The following is a 17,438-nucleotide window of genomic DNA, read 5'->3' as shown; positions in this document are numbered from 1 at the left end:
TACCGGATTGAGATACGGAGGAGGGGAGCGACGAGTGCGCCTGCCGCTCCTGGCTCTCCTCGCGCGCGGCCCGGCCCACGGCTACGAGCTCAAGCAGGACCTTGAGCAACTGCTGGGGGCCGCGTACCCTCCAACCAACGTCGGCCAGATCTACGTGACGCTCGGGCGGCTGGAGAAGTCGGGGCTGATCGAGGGCGAGGAGATCGCCCAGGAGAGCCGGCCCAACAAGAAGATCTACCGCCTCACCGACGCCGGGCGCGAAGCGCTGCGCGGGTGGTTCGAGGAGACGGCCGACGAACCGAGGGTCAGGGACGAGTTCTTCATGAAGCTCGCCCTCGCCCCGCGGACCGGGATCGCCGACCAGGTCGCACTCATCAACAAGCAGCGGCGCGAATACCTCAACACCATGCGCAATCTGTCCAGGCTCGCCGCGACCGAGGACCGTGACAACCGCATCGCCCACCTGCTGATAGAGGGAGCCATGCTGCACCTGCAGGCAGACCTCGACTGGCTGGAGCGCTGCCAGGAGGAGCTGGAGGAGCTGGAGTGAGCGACGCCCCCGACTCCGCACGCCCCGACGAGGGCACCGACGGCACCCCCTCCGGCACGGAGGCGTCCGGCGACACCCCGCACCCGCTGCTGCTCGCCCGGGGCCTGGTCAAGACCCACCACGGCGAGGGCGCCCCCGCCCATGCCGTCCGCGGGGTCGACCTGACCGTGCGACGCGGCGAATTCGTGGCGATCACCGGACCGTCGGGCGCCGGGAAGTCCACCCTGCTGCACCTCCTCGGCGGCCTCCAGCGCCCCGACGGCGGAACCCTCCTGCTCGACGGCGAAAGCACCGACGGCTACAGCGAGGCCCGCTGGGCGGTCGAGCGACGGCGCCGGATCGGCATCGTCTTCCAGTTCTTCAACCTCGTCTCCAACCTGACCGTCGCCGACAACGTCGAACTCCCCGCCCTGCTCGCCGGCACCTCCTCCCGGCAGGCCCGTGCCGAGCGCGAGAAGCTCCTCGCCGAGCTCGGCCTGGAGCACAAGGCCCGCTCCATGCCCGGCGAACTGTCCGGCGGCGAGCAGCAGCGCGTCGCCCTGGCACGCGCCCTGGTCAACCAGCCCAGACTGCTGCTCGCCGACGAGCCGGCCGGCAGCCTCGACAGCAAGGGCACCCGCGAGGTGATGCGCCTGCTGTCCCGGTTCCACCAGCGCGGCCAGACCATCGTGCTCGTCACCCACGACGCGCGGCTCGCCAGCGCGGCGGACCGGGTGATCAGCTTCTTCGACGGCCGGATAGCCGACGACGCGGAGCTCGGCGGCACGCCGGCGCGCGGCACCGGGCTCTCCGGCGTACTCGAGCTGAAGGACTGACCCGTGCGGGCGATGCTGCGCTGGGCGCACGCCGATCTTCGTACGCACCGGGGGGAGGCGCTGTTCCTCGTCGCCGCCACCGCGGGCATCGTCGCCTCCCTCCTCCTCGCGACGGCCCTGTTCGGATACGCCACCAACCCGTGGCAGCGGATCTTCGCCCAGTCCCACGGAGCCCACGTCTGGATCCGCACCGGACCCGAGGCCGACACCGGCAGGCTCGCCGCGCTGGACGGCGTACGGGCCCTCTCCGGCCCCTATCGCACGGCCTCCGTCACCGTCGAGTCGCGCGGCGCGCGGGCCGGCGCGGAACTGCGCGCCACCGGCGACCGGCCGCCCTCGACCGGCCGCCCCCTCCTCTCCTCGGGACGCTGGCTCGACCCCGCGGTCCCCGACGGCGTCGTCCTCGAGTCCAGCCTCGCCCGCGCCCTGTGGGCCGAGCCGGGCGACCGCCTCACCCTCCCCGACAGCGCCCGCACCGTCACGGTTCTCGGCGTGGCCGACAGCGCCGAACCCCGCTACCGGCCCGGAGAGCGCCTCGGCACGGTCTGGGCGCTGCCGCCGGCACTGCGCGGCGCCGACGGCCAGGTCGTCGGACTGCTGCTGACCGAGCCCGACGACACGGACTACGCGGTGCAGCGCGCGGTGACCGCCCTCGGGGCGGGGGCCGTCACCGACGTCTCCAGCTGGCAGCAGGCCCGGGCCGAGGCGCAGGGCGACACCAGGCTGCTCGGCCAGGTGCTGGGGCTCTTCGGCCTCGGCGCGCTGATCGCCGCCGCGCTCGCCGTGTTCGGAGCCATCAGCACCCGAGTGCGCGGGCACCTCCGCGACATCTCCGTGCTGAAGGCCATCGGCTTCACCCCGGGCCAGCTGGTCCGGGTCTTCCTCGTCCAGCACCTGGCGTTCGCGGTACTCGGCGCGACTCTCGCCGCCGTGATCGTCGAGACACTGGGCAGCCGGGTCCCGGGCAGGCTCGGGGACGCGATCGCGACCTGGCAAGGACTGCCGGGACACACCGCGGCGCTCCTGGCGGTGCCCGTCGCCGCCGTACTGTTCATCGGGGCCACCACCTGCCTCGCCGCCTGGCGCGCGGGCCGGGTACCGCCCGTGCCGGTACTGCCCGCCGCGGCGTCCGCCGGCGGCGGACTGTCCGCCCCGGCGAGAAGGGCGCTCGGGCTGCGGGTGCCGCCCGTCCTGGTCCTGGGCTGGCACCGGGCCTTCGCCCGCGGCCGACGGGCCCCCGCCACCATCGTCCGCCTCGCCCTGCCGCTGCTCCTGATCACGGTCGCCCTCGGCGCCTGGAGCACCATCGAACGCTTCGACAGCAGGCCCGAGCAGCTCGGTCTCGCCGCCCCCCTCACCGCGCGGGCCGAGGAAGGCGTCGACGACCGCGAGGCCCGCACCCTGCTCACCCGCGACAACCGGGTCGCCGCGGTCCACCCCGGCCTGGAGGTGGCGGCCCTCGTCCCCGGCCAGACCGGCACGATCGCCCTGCGCGGCCTCGGCACCCACCAGGACCCGTACCCGTACACGATCGCCGAGGGCCGCCCGGCCACCGGCCCCGACGAGGCCGTGGCGGGACAGGGACTGCTCGACCTGCTCGGCGTACGCGTCGGGGACTGGGTGCGCGTCACGGTCGGCGGTCATCCGCAGGTCCTGCACCTCGTGGGCCGCAGCATCGAACCGGAGAACGCGGGACGGGTCATCTCCACCTCGCTGGAGACCCTGCGCGAGAACGACCCGGCCCTGCGCCCCACCCTCTACCAGCTCCGGCTGCGCCCCGGCGCCGACCCGGGGGACGTACGCGCCGCTCTGGCGGACGGCTCACGGGGACGGCTCGACATCCACGAGGTGACGAGCCCCACCGACCGGCTCTCGCCGTTGCGCGGGGTCGTGGCCGGCCTGATCGCCGTGCTGGCCCTGATCGGGCTGACCGAGCTGTCGACCGTGATCGGTGGCACCGTCCGGGAGGGCGGGCGCGACCTGCTGGCGCTGAAGGCCATCGGGCTCTCCCCGCGCCAGATCACCGCGGTCACCGTGACGGCCGTGGGCTGCACGGCCCTCGCCGCGGCGGTGGCCGGAACGGCCCTCGGGGTACCCCTGGCGAACTGGCTGATCGACCGCGAGGGCCGCTCCAGCGGCATCGGCGCCGGGATCGCCCACGCCCCGCCGCTCCTCCAGCTCGTCACCATCGGCGCGGCCGCCGTCCTCGGCGCCGTCGCCCTCGCGGTGCTCCCGGCGGCCCGCGCCGCCCGCCGCAGGCTCGTGGACACGCTCAGCGCGGTGGCCTGACGGAGTCGGCGAGCCGTGACGGGCATGAGGTCAGGTGCGCGGGCCTGGCAGGCTCACTGCTCGGCCAGGCGCTTCTGCATCTTCTGCAGCGTGCTGAGGGCGATGGCGTGGACGTCCTTCTCCTTGCCCGTCGGCCCGAGCAGGTAGGTGAGCAGGACGACCTCGCCCGACCAGCCCGTGATCGTGCTGTACGGCTGGTTCATCTTCGTCCCGTAGTCGTCCACGAGAAGGACGCCCTGCTCGGCCACGACCTCCTCGAACCCCGTGAGCTGCCCGGTCGCGCCCTCGCGGATGCTGCCGTAGCGGGCCTCGCCGTACGTCTGGGCCGGGCAGCGGTGGATTCCGTCCTCGAAGTCGTCCACGAACGTCTTCGCCTTGTCCTCGTCCTCGAACACCCACACTTCGGAGTACCCGCCCATGGCGTCACCCTTCAGCGCGGTGCGATTGAACGACACGACGGTGCCCGGGCGGTCGGCCTTCAGAACCACCTTGCAGTCCTGCTGCGGAACCAGTTCACCCGTGTCGTAGCTCTCGTCGCCATCGGTGAATCCCGCTCCCCAGTCCGCCGACCGCGCGGCCACGGCCGCCGCCAGCTGTTTCGCCTCCTCGGGGGTCCTGCTCGGCTTCTCGTCCTTCCCGCCGAGCATCGGGACCAGCACCACCGCCGCGGCCACCACGATCACGACGCCCACGACCAGCCACACCAGGAACCGCTTGGAGCGCCAGCGCGGGCCTCCTCCCTGTCCCGGGGGCGGTCCGGGATCGGGCCGGGGCGGCGGGGTGGGGGAGAGGGGCCCGGTCGGCGGCCCTGAGGGCGGTAGTGAGCTCACAGAGTGCTCCTTCCACCCGCGGCCCCGTCCGCCCGCCCGCCGATCGGGTGCAGTTGCCCGTCCGGGGAGCCGGGCGGCGTACACACGGAAGCCCCGGCCGGGACCGGGGCTTCACGGACGTCGTCAGCGCGGCAGCCGCGCCTCGATCGCCGCCACGACCTCCGGGGCCTCCGGCTCCGTGCGCGGCCGGAACCGGACGACCTCGCCCTGCGGAGAGATCAGGAACTTCTCGAAGTTCCACTGGACGTCCCCGGCCTCGCCGTCGGCGTCGGCGACCTTGGTCAGCTCCGCGTACAGCGGGTGCCGCTGCTCGCCGTTGACATCCGTCTTCTCCAGCAGCGGGAACGTCACACCGTAGGACGCCGAGCAGAAGGTCCGGATCTCCTCCGCGCTCCCCGGCTCCTGGCCGGCGAACTGGTTGCACGGCACGCCCAGCACCGTGAAGCCGCGCTCGGCGTACTTCTGCTGCAGGCGCTCAAGGCCCGCGTACTGGGGGGTCAGACCGCACTTCGAGGCCACGTTGACCACCAGGACCGCCGTGTCCTTGAACGCGGCCAGACCGGTCGTCTCTCCGGACAGCGTGCGCAGCGGGATGTCGTACAGGCTCATCGGGAACTCCTCGTCGAAAGGGGGGCTCGTCACCGGCTCGATCAAAGCACGCCGCCCTGCCGGTCCGGCCATCCGGCCCGGCGGCGGCCACGCGCCGCCTCAGTGGCGGCGGAAGAGACCTTCCTGCACCACGGAGACCAGCAGACGGCCCTCGCGGTCGTAGATGCGGCCGCGCGCCAGACCCCGGCCGCCGGTCGCGATCGGCGACTCCTGGTCGTACAGGAACCACTCGTCCGACCGGAACGGCCGGTGGAACCACATCGCGTGGTCCAGCGACGCCATGTCGAAGCCGCGCGGCCCCCAGAGGGGCTCGACCGGGATGCGGACCGCGTCCAGCAAGGTCATGTCGGAGGCGTACGTCAGCGCGCAGGTGTGCACGAGCGGGTCGTCGCCCAGGGGCCCCACCGCGCGCATCCACACCGCGCTGCGCGGGTCGGCCTCCTCGACCTCCTCCTTCGTCCACCTCAGCCGGTCGACGTAGCGGATGTCGAACGGCTGGCGCCGCGCCATCCGCTCCAGCGCCTCCGGCAGCTCACCGAGGTGCTCACGGATCTCGTCGGTGACCGAGGGGAGGGTCTCCGGGAGCGGGAAGTCCTGGCGCGGCGGCAGCTGGTGCTCGAAGCCCGCCTCCTCCGGCTGGTGGAAGGAGGCCGTCAGGTTGAAGATCGTCTTGCCCCGCTGGATCGCGGTGACCCGCCGCGTGGTGAACGAGCGGCCGTCCCGCACCCGCTCGACCTGGTAGACGATCGGCACGCCGGGAATGCCCGGGCGCAGGAAATACGCGTGCAGCGAGTGGACCGGCCGGTCGCCACCGGTGGTGCGTCCGGCGGCCACCAGGGCCTGGCCGGCGACCTGGCCGCCGAAGACCCGTTGCAGGGACTCCTGCGGGCTGGCGCCGCGGAAGATGTCGACCTCGATCTGCTCCAGGTCGAGCAAGTCGACGAGTCTCTCTGCGGGGTTCGTCATGCTGTCCTCTCGATGTCCCTTATGTCCCTTATGTCTCTTGTGTCCTCGGTTCCGTCACTCGTCTCAGTTCCCCGACAGCTGGCCCACGTCCGTCACGCGGATGACCGCCCGGCCCTCCTCGTCGGAGGCCGCCAGATCCACCTCCGCGCTGATGCCCCAGTCATGGTCGCCGTTCGGGTCGGCGAAGGTCTGCCGGACGCGCCACAGCCCGTGCTGCGGTTCCTCCTCGATGGCCAGCAGCTTGGGGCCGCGCGCGTCGGGGCCGGTCCCGAGGTCCTCGTACTCGTCCCAGTACGCGTCCATCGCCTCGCCCCAGGCGTCCTCGTCCCAGCCGGAGCCCGCGTCCAGCTCGCCCAGTGCGGCGACCTGGTCGAGAGCGGCGAGCTCCACCCGCCGGAACATCGCGTTGCGCACGAGGACCCGGAAGGCGCGGGAGTTTGCCGTGACCGGCTTGACCTGGTCGGCCTTCTCCTGGGCCTCCTCGGCCGTCTCCACCTCCGGGTTGGCGAGCTGTTCCCACTCGTCCAGCAGACTGGAGTCGACCTGGCGCACCATCTCGCCCAGCCAGGCGATCAGGTCCTCCAGGTCCTCGGTCTTCAGATCGTCCGGGATCGTGTGCTCCAGCGCCTTGTACGCACTGGCCAGATAGCGCAGCACGATGCCCTCGGTGCGCGCGAGCTCGTACCAGGAGGTGAACTCCGTGAAGGTCAGGGCCCGTTCGTACATGTCACGGATGACGGACTTCGGGGAGACCGGGTGGTCGCCGACCCACGGGTGCGACTTCTTGTAGACGTTGTACGCGTGCCAGAGGAGCTCCTCCAGCGGCTTCGGGTACGAGACGTCCTGGAGGCGCTCCATGCGCTCCTCGTACTCGACGCCGTCGGCCTTCATCTGCCCGACCGCCTCGCCGCGCGCCTTGTTCTGCTGGGCGGCGAGGATCTGGCGCGGATCGTCCAGGGTCGACTCGACGACGGACACCATGTCCAGGGCGTACGACGGCGACTCGGGGTCCAGCAGGTCGAAGGCGGCGAGCGCGAACGTCGACAGCGGCTGGTTCAGGGCGAAGTCCTGCTGGAGGTCGACGGTGAGCCGGATGGTGCGGCCCTCGGCGTCGGGTGTGTCCAGCTGCTCGACCACTCCGCCGTCGAGCAGCGAGCGGTAGATCGCGATGGCCCGGCGGATGTGGCGCAGCTGGGCCTTGCGCGGCTCGTGGTTGTCCTCCAGGAGGCGGCGCATCGCGTCGAAGGCGTTGCCGGGCCGTGCGATCACCGACAGCAGCATGACGTTGGTGACCCGGAAGCGCGAGGTCAAGGGCTCCGGCTCGGAGCCGATGAGCTTCTCGAAGGTGGTGTCCGACCAGGCGACGAAGCCCTCCGGGGCCTTCTTGCGCACCACCTTGCGCCGCTTCTTGGGATCGTCCCCCGCCTTGGAGAGCGCCTTCTCGTTCTCGATGACGTGCTCGGGCGCCTGCGCGACGACGAGGCCGGCCGTGTCGAACCCGGCTCGGCCCGCCCGGCCCGCGATCTGGTGGAACTCACGCGCGCGCAGGGTCCGCACCCGGTTGCCGTCGTACTTGGTGAGCGCGGTGAACAGCACCGTGCGGATCGGCACGTTCACGCCGACACCGAGCGTGTCCGTACCGCAGATCACCTTCAGCAGACCGGCCTGGGCGAGCTTCTCGACCAGGCGGCGGTACTTGGGCAGCATGCCCGCGTGGTGCACGCCGATGCCGTGCCGCACGAAGCGCGAGAGGTTCTGTCCGAACTTGGTGGTGAAGCGGAAACTGCCGATGAGCTCGGCGATCCTGTCCTTCTCCTCGCGCGTGCACATGTTGATGCTCATCAGCGACTGCGCGCGCTCGACGGCCTGTGCCTGGGTGAAGTGGACGATGTAGACCGGGGCCTGCTTGGTGTCCAGCAGCTCGGTCAGCGTCTCGGTGATGGGCGTGAGCCGGTACTCGTAGCTCAGCGGGACCGGCCGGGTCGCCGAGCGGACCACCGAGGTGGGGCGGCCGGTGCGGCGGGTCAGGTCCTTCTCGAACATCGAGACGTCACCGAGCGTCGCCGACATCAGCACGAACTGTGCCTGCGGCAGCTCCAGCAGCGGAATCTGCCAGGCCCAGCCGCGGTCGCCCTCGGCGTAGAAGTGGAACTCGTCCATGACGACCTGGCCGACGTCCGCGTCCTTGCCGTCACGCAGCGCGATCGAGGCGAGCACCTCGGCCGTGCAGCAGATGACCGGGGCGTCGGCGTTCACGGACGCGTCGCCGGTCAGCATGCCGACGTTCTCCGTGCCGAACAGCTTGCACAGGTCGAAGAACTTCTCCGACACCAGCGCCTTGATCGGCGCGGTGTAGAAGGTGACCTGGTCGTTGGCCAGCGCCGTGAAGTGCGCACCCGCCGCGACCAGGCTCTTTCCCGATCCGGTAGGGGTGGAAAGGATCACGTTGGCCCCGGAGACCACCTCGATCAGCGCCTCCTCCTGGGCCGGATAGAGCGTGATGCCCTGCTCCTCGGCCCATGAGGAGAAGGACTCGAAGAGGGCATCGGGGTCGGCATCCGGCGGCAGCTGATCGATAAGGGTCACGCCCCCCATCTTGCCTGGCTTCCGCCCGGATGAGGGAACCGGCCACCGGTATGAAGATCATGAGCGATAGGCTGTCCCGTCAACTCGGCATCACCACAGGAAAAACGGGGCGGGCACGCACATGATGGGACCGGCGCACTCACTCTCCGGGGCGGCCGCCTGGCTGGGCGTGGGAGCCGCGACCGCCGCGGCGGGCCATCCGATGCCCTGGCCGGTACTCGTCGTAGGAGCCCTGATCTGCGCCGGGGCGGCCCTCGCCCCGGACCTCGATCACAAGTCGGCGACCATCTCGCGCGCCTTCGGCCCCATATCCCGCGGCTTGTGCGAGATCGTCGACAAGCTCTCGTACGCCGTCTACAAGGCCACGAAGAAGCAGGGCGACCCGCGCAGGAGCGGTGGTCACCGCACCCTCACGCACACCTGGCTGTGGGCCGTCCTGATCGGCGCGGGCGCGTCGGCCCTGGCCGTCACCGGCGGCCGCTGGGCCGTCCTCGCCCTCCTCTTCGTCCACCTGGTGCTCGCGGTGGAGGGGCTGCTGTGGCGGGCCGCGCGGGTCTCCAGCGACGTCCTGGTGTGGCTGCTGGGCGCCACCAGCGCCTGGATCCTGGCGGGCGTCCTGGACCAGCCCGGCCAGGGCTCGGACTGGCTGTTCTCCGCGCCCGGCCAGGAGTACCTGTGGCTCGGACTGCCGATCGTGCTCGGCGCGCTGGTCCACGACATCGGCGACGCCCTGACCGTCTCCGGCTGCCCGATCCTGTGGCCGATCCCGATCGGCCGCAAGCGCTGGTACCCGCTGGGACCCCCGAAGGGGCTGCGGTTCCGGGCGGGCAGCTGGGTCGAGCTGAAGGTGCTGATGCCGGCCTTCATGCTGCTCGGCGGTGTGGGCGGGGCCGCGGCGCTGAACTTCATCTAGGCGTATCCACCCGCAGCGGCCTCACCGCTCCCGAGCCCCTCCCCGGGCGCCGCCGAGCCGCACGTCCCGTTCGGGTGAATCGGCATACTTACCCGCTCCCGGGCCGAACAAGATCTAGTTCTACCGGGCATGCATGAAAACCCTTTGACGCGCCGCCGGTTCACCGCCGGCACCGGTACGGCCGCCGCCGTCGCCCTGACCGGGGCGGCCTCGGCCGCGTTGGCCCGGACGGCCGCATCCGCCGCCCCGGTGTCGGCCGCACCCGCCGCCGCCCGGTCCACCGCCGACTGGCAGACCTGCCTGAAGGTCGCCCGCGCCCTGCTGGTCCTGGACGAGGACGACAAGCCCCTGGTCCCGCGCTACGAGAAGATCCTGCTCCACGACGGCCTGCCCAAGACCCGCTCCGCGCCCAAGAAGGTCCTGGTCATCGGTGCGGGACCGGCCGGCATGGCCGCCGCGGCCCTGCTGCGGCGGGCGGGCCACCGCGTCACGGTCATCGAGGCCAACGGCAACCGGGCCGGCGGCCGCATCAAGACCTTCCGCACGGGCGGCCACGAGAAGGCGAAGCAGCCGTTCGCCGACCCCAAGCAGTACGCCGAGGCCGGCGCCATGCGCATTCCCGGCAGCCATCCGCTGGTCATCGGACTGATCGACAGGTTCGGGATCAAGCGGAGGCCCTTCCACTACGTCGACGTCGACCCACAGGGCAAGCCGCTCCACCGCACCTGGATCCGCGTCAACGGCATCAGGGCCCGGCGCGCCGACTACGCCAGGAACCCGCTGGCGATCAATCGCTCGTTCGGTGTCCCGGCGAAGTACGAGAAGGTCCCCGCGGCGGACATCGTGCGCAAGGCCCTGGACCCCGTCCGCGACGAGTACAGCGTGCTCCAGCCCGACGGCACCCGCGTCAACAAGCCGATGCCCGAGCTGCTCGAAGGCTGGGCCCGCGTCCTGCAGCGTTTCGGCGACTGGTCGATGTACCGCTTCCTCACCGAGTACGCGAAGCTCGACGCGCGCACGATCGACCTGATCGGGACGCTGGAGAACATGACGTCCCGGCTGCCGCTGTCGTTCCTCCACAGCTTCATCAGCGCGTCCCTGATCAGCCCCGGCACGGCGTTCTACGAGCTCGACGGCGGCACCGCGGTCCTCGCCGACGCCCTCCTCGACGAGGTGCGCGACCTCGTGCGCTTCGACCGGCGCGTCACCCGGATCGAGACCCATGAGGACGGCGACCGGGTCCGGGTCGACACCGTCTCGGAGGGACGCGACGGCAAGGTCGTCCGCGAACGGTTCACCGGCGACGCGGCCATCGTCACCGTTCCCTTCTCGGGGCTGCGGCACATCCAGATCTCGCCCCAGCTGTCCTACGGGAAGCGTCGCGCCGTCAACGAGGTGCACTACGACAGTGCCACCAAGGTGCTGCTGGAATTCAGCCGCCGCTGGTGGGAGATGAGCGAGGACGACTGGCGGCGCGAGCTCGACGCCATCGAGCCCGGACTGTACGACAAGTACCGCAAGGGGCAGGTCCCCGACGACGGGCGTCTGCTCGGCGAGCACCCCTCCGTGCCCCGCGGATACCTCTCGGAGGCCCAGCGCACGCACTACGCCGCGAACGCCTGGGTCTCCCGCGACCAGCCCGAGGCCGCGGACGTCATCGGCGGCGGCTCGGTGACCGACAACCCGAACCGTTTCATGTTCAACCCGTCCCACCCGGTGCCCGGGAGCGACGGAGGCGTCGTCCTCGCCTCCTACAGCTGGGCGGACGACGCCAGGCGCTGGGACTCCTACGACGACGAGGCCCGTTACGCCCTGGCGCTGCGCGGCATGCAGGAGGTGTACGGGAAGCGGCTGGAGGTCTTCTTCACGGGCGTCGGCCGCACCCAGAGCTGGCAGCGCGACCCGTACGCCTACGGCGAGGCGTCCGTCCTGCTGCCCGGCCAGCACACGGAGATCTTCCCCGACATGCGCACACCGGAAGGTCCGCTGCACTTCGCGGGCTGTCACACCTCGATCAAGCCCGCCTGGATCGAGGGGGCGCTGGAGTCAGCGGTGCGCACGGCGCTGGAGGTCCACGGCGGCTGACGCGGACCCGCTCCGGACCGGCCGCACCGGCGCACCGTACCGTCCGGTGCGCCGGTGCGGCCCGCGCCCCGGTACGCCGCACACGGTCCCGGGCCCGGGGGCGGCCGACGCCGCTCCCGGGCCGACGCGGTCCGGCCCCCGGCCGTCTGCCCCGCTCGTCCCGGGCCGACGCGGTCAGCCGTGCCAGGACCGCCACAGGGCGGCGTACGCGCCGTCCGCCGCCACCAGCTCGTCGTGACTGCCCAGTTCGCTGATCCGGCCCTCCTCGACGACCGCGATCACGTCCGCGTCATGGGCCGTGTGCAGCCGGTGCGCGATCGCCACCACGGTCCGCCCCTCCAGCACCCGGGCCAGGGACCGCTCCAGGTGCCGGGCCGCCCGCGGGTCGAGCAGCGAGGTCGCCTCGTCCAGGACCAGGGTGTGCGGATCGGCCAGCACCAGCCGCGCCAGCGCGATCTGCTGCGCCTGCGCCGGGGTGAGGGCCAGCCCGCCCGAACCGACCTGGGCGTCCAGGCCGTCGTCCAGCGCCCGGGCCCAGGCGTCCGCGTCGACCGCGGCCAGCGCCGCCCACAGCTCGGCGTCCCGCGCACCGGCCCTGGCCAGCAGCAGATTGTCCCGCAGGGAGCCGACGAAGACGTGGTGCTCCTGGTTGACCAGCGCCACGTGCTCGCGCACCCGCTCGGGCGGCATTCCCGACAGCTCGGCCGCGCCCAGCGTGACCTGGCCGGTGCGCGGGGCGTAGATCCCGGCGAGCAGCCGGCCCAGCGTCGACTTGCCCGCACCGGACGGGCCGACCAGGGCGAGCCGCGTCCCGGGTGCCACGTCCATCGACACCTGGTGCAGCACGTCGACGCCCTCGCGGTAGCCGAAGCGCACGCGCTCCGCCCGCACCTCGCGCCCCTCGGGACGGAGCGCCTCGTCCCCCGAGGCCGGCTCGATCTCGCGCACGCCGACAAGCCTGGCCAGCGACACCTGGGCGACCTGGAGCTCGTCGTACCAGCGCAGGATGATCCCCATGGGGTCCACGAGCATCTGGGCCAGCAGCGCGCCGGTCGTCAGCTGGCCGACGTCCATCCAGCCCCGGAGCACGAAGACACCACCGATCATCAGCACCGAGCCGAGGACCGTGACGTGCGTGAGGTTGATGACGGGGAAGAGGACCGAGCGCAGGTACAACGTGTACCGCTCCCAGGCCGTCCACTCCTTGATCCGCCGGTCCGACAGCCCGATCCGCCGCGCGCCGAGGCGGTGGGCCTCGACGGTGCGGCCCGCGTCGACGGTCTCGGCGAGCACGGCGGCGACCGCCGCGTACCCCGCGGCCTCCGAGCGGTACGCCGCGGGCGCCCGCCTGAAGTACCAGCGGCAGCCCACGATCAGCAGCGGCGCGGCGACCAGGACCGACAGGGCGAGCGGCGGGGCGGTCACCGTGAGGCCGCCGATCAGGAGCACCGCCCACACCACGCCGATGGCGAGCTGCGGCACGGCCTCCCGCATGGCGTTGGCGAGCCGGTCGATGTCCGTGGTGATGCGCGAGAGCAGATCGCCGGTCCCCGCCCGCTCCAGCACCCCCGGCGGCAGCCGTACCGACCGTACGAGGAAGTCCTCGCGCAGATCGGCCAGCATCTCCTCGCCGAGCACGGCGCCGCGCAGCCGTACCAGCCGCACGAAGACGGTCTGGACGAGCAGGGCGAGCGCGAACACCACGACGGTGGACTCCAGCCGGAGGTCGCGCGCCCCTTCCGCGATCCTGTCGACCAGCGAGCCGAGCAGATACGGACCGGCCATCGACGCGACGACAGCGACCGCGTTGACGACGACGAGCAGGACGAAGGCCCCGCGGTGGCGGCGCAGAAGTTCCCGCACATAGCCGCGGACGGTCGCGGAGGTGCCGACGGGCAGCGTCGTCGCGGACTCCGGGGCCGCCGGGTCGTACTCCGGTGGCGCCATACCGATCATGCCGACTCCTCCATCTCTGCGGGTACCTCGGCCGGTCGCGCGGCGGGCGCCGCGGCCAGTTCCTCGTCGGTGTCGCGAGTGACCACGGCCCGGTAGAGCGGCTCGGCGCGCAGCAGATCGCGGTGGGTACCGACCGCGACCACCGCGTCCCCGTGCACCAGCACCACCCGGTCCGCCAGGTCGAGCAGCAGCGGCGAGGAGGCGAGCACCACGGTCGTCCGGCCCGTGCGCAGCCGGCGGACACCGGCCGCGACCCGTGCCTCGGTGTGGGAGTCCACGGCCGACGTCGGCTCGTCCAGGACCAGCACCTCGGGGTCGGTGACCAGCGAGCGGGCCAGCGCGAGACGCTGCCGCTGCCCGCCGGAGAGCGAACGGCCGCGCTCGGTGATGCGGGTGTCCATCGGGTCGCCGTCGGCGTCCGCCGACGCCTGGGCCAGCGCGTCCAGTACGTCGCCGCACTGGGCGGCGGCCAGCGCCTCCCCGGCGGTGACCGTGCCGTTCGACGGCACGTCCAGCAGTTCCCGCAGGGTGCCGGAGAGCAGGATCGGGTCCTTGTCCTGCACGAGGACGGCGGTGCGGGCGTCGTCGAGGGCCAGTTCGTCCAGCGGCACCCCGCCCAGCAGCACGGACACGTGTGCGTCCGGGACGTCACGGACGCGATCGGAGCCGACGGTCCTGCCCGCGGCGTCCGGTTCGTCCCCGGCACCTGCCGCACCTGCCGCACCGGCCGTCGCAGCGGAGCCGGCAGCCGGATCAGCCGCTTCCGGAGCGGGGTGGCCGCCCAGCCGGTCGGCCAGCCTTCCGGCCGCGTCCGGGTCGCCGCACACCACGGCCGTGAACAGACCGGTCGGCGCGAGCAGCCCGGTCACCGGGTCGTACAGATCACCGCTCGGTCGCCCGTGCGTCCCGGTCGTGGTGGTCGTACGGGTCAGCGACAGCACGCGCGCGGCCCGCCTCGCCGAGGGCCGCGAGAAGGAGAACGCCATGGCGATCTCCTCGAAGTGGCGCAGCGGGTAGTGCGTCAGCATGACCGTGCTGTAGACGGTGACCAGTTCCCCCACGGTGATCCGGCCGTCGAGGGCGAGCCCGGTCCCGTACAGCACCACACCGATCAGCAGCAGACCCGGAAGCAGGACCTGGATGCCCGAGATCAGCGCCCACATCCGGGCGCTGCGCACGGCGGCCCTGCGCACCTCCTGGGAGGCCTCGCGGTAGCGGTCCAGGAAGAGGTCCTCGCCGCCGATCCCGCGCAGGACCCGCAGTCCGGCGACGGTGTCCGAGGCAAGCTCGGTGGCGCGCCCCGCCTTCTCCCGCTGGATGTCCGCGCGCCGGGTGGCACGGGGGAGCAGCGGCAGGACGGCCAGCGCCAGCACCGGGATGCCCACGGCCACCACGCCGCCCAGCGCGGGCTGGTAGAGCACCAGCCCGACGCAGACCGCGACCAGGGTGACCGCCGCCGCGGCGAACCGCGAGAGCGCCTCCACGAACCAGCCGATCTTCTCCACATCGCCCGTGGAGACGGCGACGACCTCACCCGCGGCGACCCGCCGGGTCAGCAGCGAGCCGAGCTCGGCGGTCTTGCGGGCCAGCAGCTGCTGCACCCGGGCGGCGGCGGTGATCCAGTTGGTCACCGCCGTCCGGTGGAGCATGGTGTCGCCCACCGCGATCGCCGCCCCCAGCAGGGCGATCACCAGGCCGGCCCAGGCGAGCCGCTCCGCGGAGCGTTCCACGACGGCCTGGACCGCGAGGCCCACACCGACCGGCAGGCCGGCGATGCCGAGCTGGTTCAGCAGGCCCCAGCACAGGGACTTGACCTGGCCGCCCATCTGATTGCGCCCGAGCCACAGGAGGAACCGTGTGCCCGACCTGATGTCGGGGTCACCTGGATCTGCGTACGGGAGATCTCGAATCTGCATGGCGTCCCAGGGATCGCATCGACGGTCGGTTGGCTCAAACCGTGCAATTTTCGCGTTGTGTTCGCACCCCCGGCAATTGGTTTTCCGTGCCCGGGCACAGAACGCGCCAAGGCCGGGCATCCGGCCCTGGTGGCCCTGCCCGGCCCGCGCTTCACTCCTGACCCATGAGACATCGCAGAGTCATGAGCATGCTCGGAGGGCTGGTGCTGGTCGCCGGTGCGCTGCTCACCGCGCCACCGGCGGCCGCCGGACAGACCCCGCCCCGGCCGCCGACGGCCGCCCCCGGGACACCGTCCCAGCGGACGCCGGCACCCGCCCCCGAAGCCCCCGCCCCGCGGCCTTCGGAAAGGGAGGCTCCGCCCGACGAGTTCGGTACCGACTGGCACGACCCGGTCACCGCCGCTCCGCCCGTCGCCCGCCCCTCCTCCGGCCGGTCCTGCGAAGTGACGGTGGCCCAGGCGCAGTTCCGCGACTTCACGCCCTACCGGGGGAGTTACCGGCCCCCCGAGAAGTGCGGCAGCCGGTGGAGCGCCGTGGTGCTGCGTCTGGAGGGAAGCGTGAAGGGACGGCAGTACGACCGGCTGGGCCACCTGGCCATCGGCGGGGTGGAGATCTTCCGGACCTCCACCCCGCAACCCTCGCCCGACGGCATCACCTGGTCGGTGGAGAAGGACGTCACCCGGTACAGCGACACCCTGCGGCGGCCCCAGCCGGTCGAGATGCTCATCGGCAACGTCGTCGACGAGACCTACACCGGCGTCCTGGACGTCAGGGTCACGCTCACCTTCCACGCCGCCGACGACCCCGCCGACGACGACCGCGCCTCCGACGACGTGCCGGACCGGGTGCTCACCCTGGACTCCACGGCCCTCACCACGCCGCGCAACTCCGAGCGGATCCTCGCCGAGGTGTACGCGACCGGCTCGGGCGGCGGCTGCGAGGAGTACTGGTACCTGAGCGTCCCGGACACGTTGCCCTACTCCTGCCGGGCGGCCGACGGCCCCTACCGGGAGGTGCGGCTCTCGGTCGACGGCACCCTCGCCGGCATCGCCGCGCCGTTCCCGACGGTGTGGACCGGCGGCTGGTCCAACCCGTTCCTCTGGTACGTCACCCCCGCCCCGCGCGCCTTCGACATCAAGCCGCTCGTCTACGACCTGACCCCCTTCGCGGCCCTCCTCAACGACGGACGCCCGCACCGGGTCGAGGTCCAGGTGGCGGGCGTGCCCGCCGGACGGCCCGGCTGGTCGACGCCCACCAACGTGCTCGTGTGGCAGGACGAGGGCAGGGAGGCCGTCACCGGTGCGCTGACCCGCCACGAGGAGAGCGCACCGCGCGGCTCCACCCGCCACACGCCCGGTGCGGTGCACCGGCTGGACGCCGAGGGCAGCCATCGGCTCACCGTCGCGGGACACCTCGACACCTCGCACGGGAGGGTCACCACCACCGTGACGCGGGCCGTCGCCAACTCCTCCGTCCACCGCTGGACCGAGGACGAGCGACTGGACGCGCTGGAGGCGACCTGGACCGACCGGGAGACGGTGACCGCGGGCCATGCCGTCACCCGTACCCACCGCACGTACACCATGGACGGTGAGACCACCCTGGGCGCCGGTGACCGGCTGCGCACGGTGCTCGCGCTGGGCGACCGCGCCGACACGGCCACCGTCGACGTACGCGGCGGGAAGCGGCTCGCGTGGTCGCGGCACGACGACGCGTACGAGGGCGACGCCACGTACACCGCGGGTGTACCCCGCGACCGGCGGCACGCGGTCGGCACCACGTCCGAGCGCTACCGGCTGTACGGGTCGGAGGGCTGCCACGACCGCCATCTGCGGACCGCTCAGGGGACGCTGACGCTGGACCGCCGGCGCTGCTGAGGCGGCCGGTCGGTGCGCGGGGGCCCGGCCGGTGCGGACCGGGCCC

At 72.5% G+C, this 17,438-nt stretch carries 12 protein-coding genes; 6 read left to right on the top strand and 6 right to left on the bottom strand.

Going from position 1 to position 17,438, the window contains the following annotated elements; all coding sequences use genetic code 11:
- Positions 1-34: 34 nt before the first annotated feature.
- From PUR26_RS23590 to PUR26_RS23580, 3 genes are all read left to right on the top strand, one after another.
- The gene (locus PUR26_RS23590) at positions 35-550 is read left to right on the top strand and encodes a PadR family transcriptional regulator (RefSeq protein WP_329874670.1); all 516 of its coding nucleotides are present in this window, start codon (positions 35-37) and stop codon (positions 548-550) included.
- An 86-nt stretch (positions 551-636) separates the two neighbouring features.
- A complete protein-coding gene (locus PUR26_RS23585; RefSeq protein ID WP_329874960.1) occupies positions 637-1,365 on the top strand; it encodes an ABC transporter ATP-binding protein in 729 nt (242 codons plus the stop codon).
- A gap of 3 nt (positions 1,366-1,368) precedes the next feature.
- Entirely contained in the window at positions 1,369-3,654 is a 2,286-nt protein-coding gene (locus PUR26_RS23580; RefSeq protein WP_329874668.1) for an ABC transporter permease, read from the top strand.
- 53 nt (positions 3,655-3,707) lie between these two features.
- On the opposite strand, the gene PUR26_RS23575 is transcribed toward PUR26_RS23580, so the two are convergent.
- The 4 genes from PUR26_RS23575 to PUR26_RS23560 all read right to left on the bottom strand — a co-directional run bounded on the left by PUR26_RS23575 (position 3,708) and on the right by PUR26_RS23560 (position 8,654).
- Positions 3,708-4,484, bottom strand: coding sequence for a hypothetical protein (locus tag PUR26_RS23575; protein WP_329874666.1), 777 nt, complete (start codon positions 4,482-4,484; stop codon positions 3,708-3,710).
- 123 nt (positions 4,485-4,607) lie between these two features.
- Positions 4,608-5,093, bottom strand: a complete 486-nt coding sequence (locus tag PUR26_RS23570) for a glutathione peroxidase (protein ID WP_329874958.1) — start codon at positions 5,091-5,093, stop codon at positions 4,608-4,610.
- A gap of 99 nt (positions 5,094-5,192) precedes the next feature.
- Entirely contained in the window at positions 5,193-6,059 is an 867-nt protein-coding gene (locus PUR26_RS23565) for an acyl-CoA thioesterase (RefSeq protein ID WP_329874664.1), read from the bottom strand.
- A 63-nt stretch (positions 6,060-6,122) separates the two neighbouring features.
- Positions 6,123-8,654 (bottom strand): DEAD/DEAH box helicase, encoded by a 2,532-nt coding sequence (locus PUR26_RS23560; RefSeq protein ID WP_329874662.1) that lies wholly within the window; start codon positions 8,652-8,654, stop codon positions 6,123-6,125.
- 112 nt (positions 8,655-8,766) lie between these two features.
- Between PUR26_RS23560 and PUR26_RS23555 the strand changes: the two genes are divergently transcribed.
- Positions 8,767-9,558, top strand: coding sequence for a metal-dependent hydrolase (locus PUR26_RS23555; RefSeq protein ID WP_329874660.1), 792 nt, complete (start codon positions 8,767-8,769; stop codon positions 9,556-9,558).
- A 129-nt stretch (positions 9,559-9,687) separates the two neighbouring features.
- Complete coding sequence (locus PUR26_RS23550) at positions 9,688-11,643, top strand: flavin monoamine oxidase family protein (protein WP_329874658.1); 1,956 nt, start codon at positions 9,688-9,690, stop codon at positions 11,641-11,643.
- A 174-nt stretch (positions 11,644-11,817) separates the two neighbouring features.
- Here PUR26_RS23550 and PUR26_RS23545 read toward each other — a convergent pair whose 3' ends face one another.
- Both PUR26_RS23545 and PUR26_RS23540 read right to left on the bottom strand, forming a co-directional pair.
- The gene (locus tag PUR26_RS23545; protein WP_329874656.1) at positions 11,818-13,599 is read right to left on the bottom strand and encodes an ABC transporter ATP-binding protein; all 1,782 of its coding nucleotides are present in this window, start codon (positions 13,597-13,599) and stop codon (positions 11,818-11,820) included.
- On the bottom strand, positions 13,596-15,515 hold the full coding sequence (locus PUR26_RS23540; protein WP_329874654.1) for an ABC transporter ATP-binding protein: 1,920 nt from the start codon (positions 15,513-15,515) through the stop codon (positions 13,596-13,598). Before PUR26_RS23540 ends, PUR26_RS23545 begins: the two co-directional genes overlap by 4 nt.
- A 221-nt stretch (positions 15,516-15,736) precedes the next feature.
- Here PUR26_RS23540 and PUR26_RS23535 point away from each other — a divergent pair, with 221 nt between their 5' ends.
- On the top strand, positions 15,737-17,392 hold the full coding sequence (locus tag PUR26_RS23535; protein WP_443077147.1) for a peptide-N4-asparagine amidase: 1,656 nt from the start codon (positions 15,737-15,739) through the stop codon (positions 17,390-17,392).
- The last annotated feature ends 46 nt before the right edge of the window (positions 17,393-17,438 follow it).

The sequence above is a fragment of the Streptomyces sp. SP18CS02 genome (genome assembly GCF_036322365.1).
Taxonomy (GTDB): domain Bacteria; phylum Actinomycetota; class Actinomycetes; order Streptomycetales; family Streptomycetaceae; genus Streptomyces.
This window is presented reverse-complemented; position numbering and strand designations above follow the sequence as displayed.

Excerpts from the sequence above, each read along its gene's own strand:
- PUR26_RS23570 (WP_329874958.1), bottom strand. The coding sequence starts at position 5,093 with ATGAGCCTGTACGACATCCCGCTGCGCACGCTGTCCGGAGAGACGACC.
- PUR26_RS23565 (WP_329874664.1), bottom strand. The coding sequence starts at position 6,059 with ATGACGAACCCCGCAGAGAGACTCGTCGACTTGCTCGACCTGGAGCAG.
- PUR26_RS23560 (WP_329874662.1), bottom strand. The coding sequence starts at position 8,654 with ATGGGGGGCGTGACCCTTATCGATCAGCTGCCGCCGGATGCCGACCCC.
- PUR26_RS23555 (WP_329874660.1), top strand. The coding sequence starts at position 8,767 with ATGATGGGACCGGCGCACTCACTCTCCGGGGCGGCCGCCTGGCTGGGC.
- PUR26_RS23550 (WP_329874658.1), top strand. The coding sequence starts at position 9,688 with ATGCATGAAAACCCTTTGACGCGCCGCCGGTTCACCGCCGGCACCGGT.
- PUR26_RS23545 (WP_329874656.1), bottom strand. The coding sequence starts at position 13,599 with ATGATCGGTATGGCGCCACCGGAGTACGACCCGGCGGCCCCGGAGTCC.
- PUR26_RS23540 (WP_329874654.1), bottom strand. The coding sequence starts at position 15,515 with ATGCAGATTCGAGATCTCCCGTACGCAGATCCAGGTGACCCCGACATC.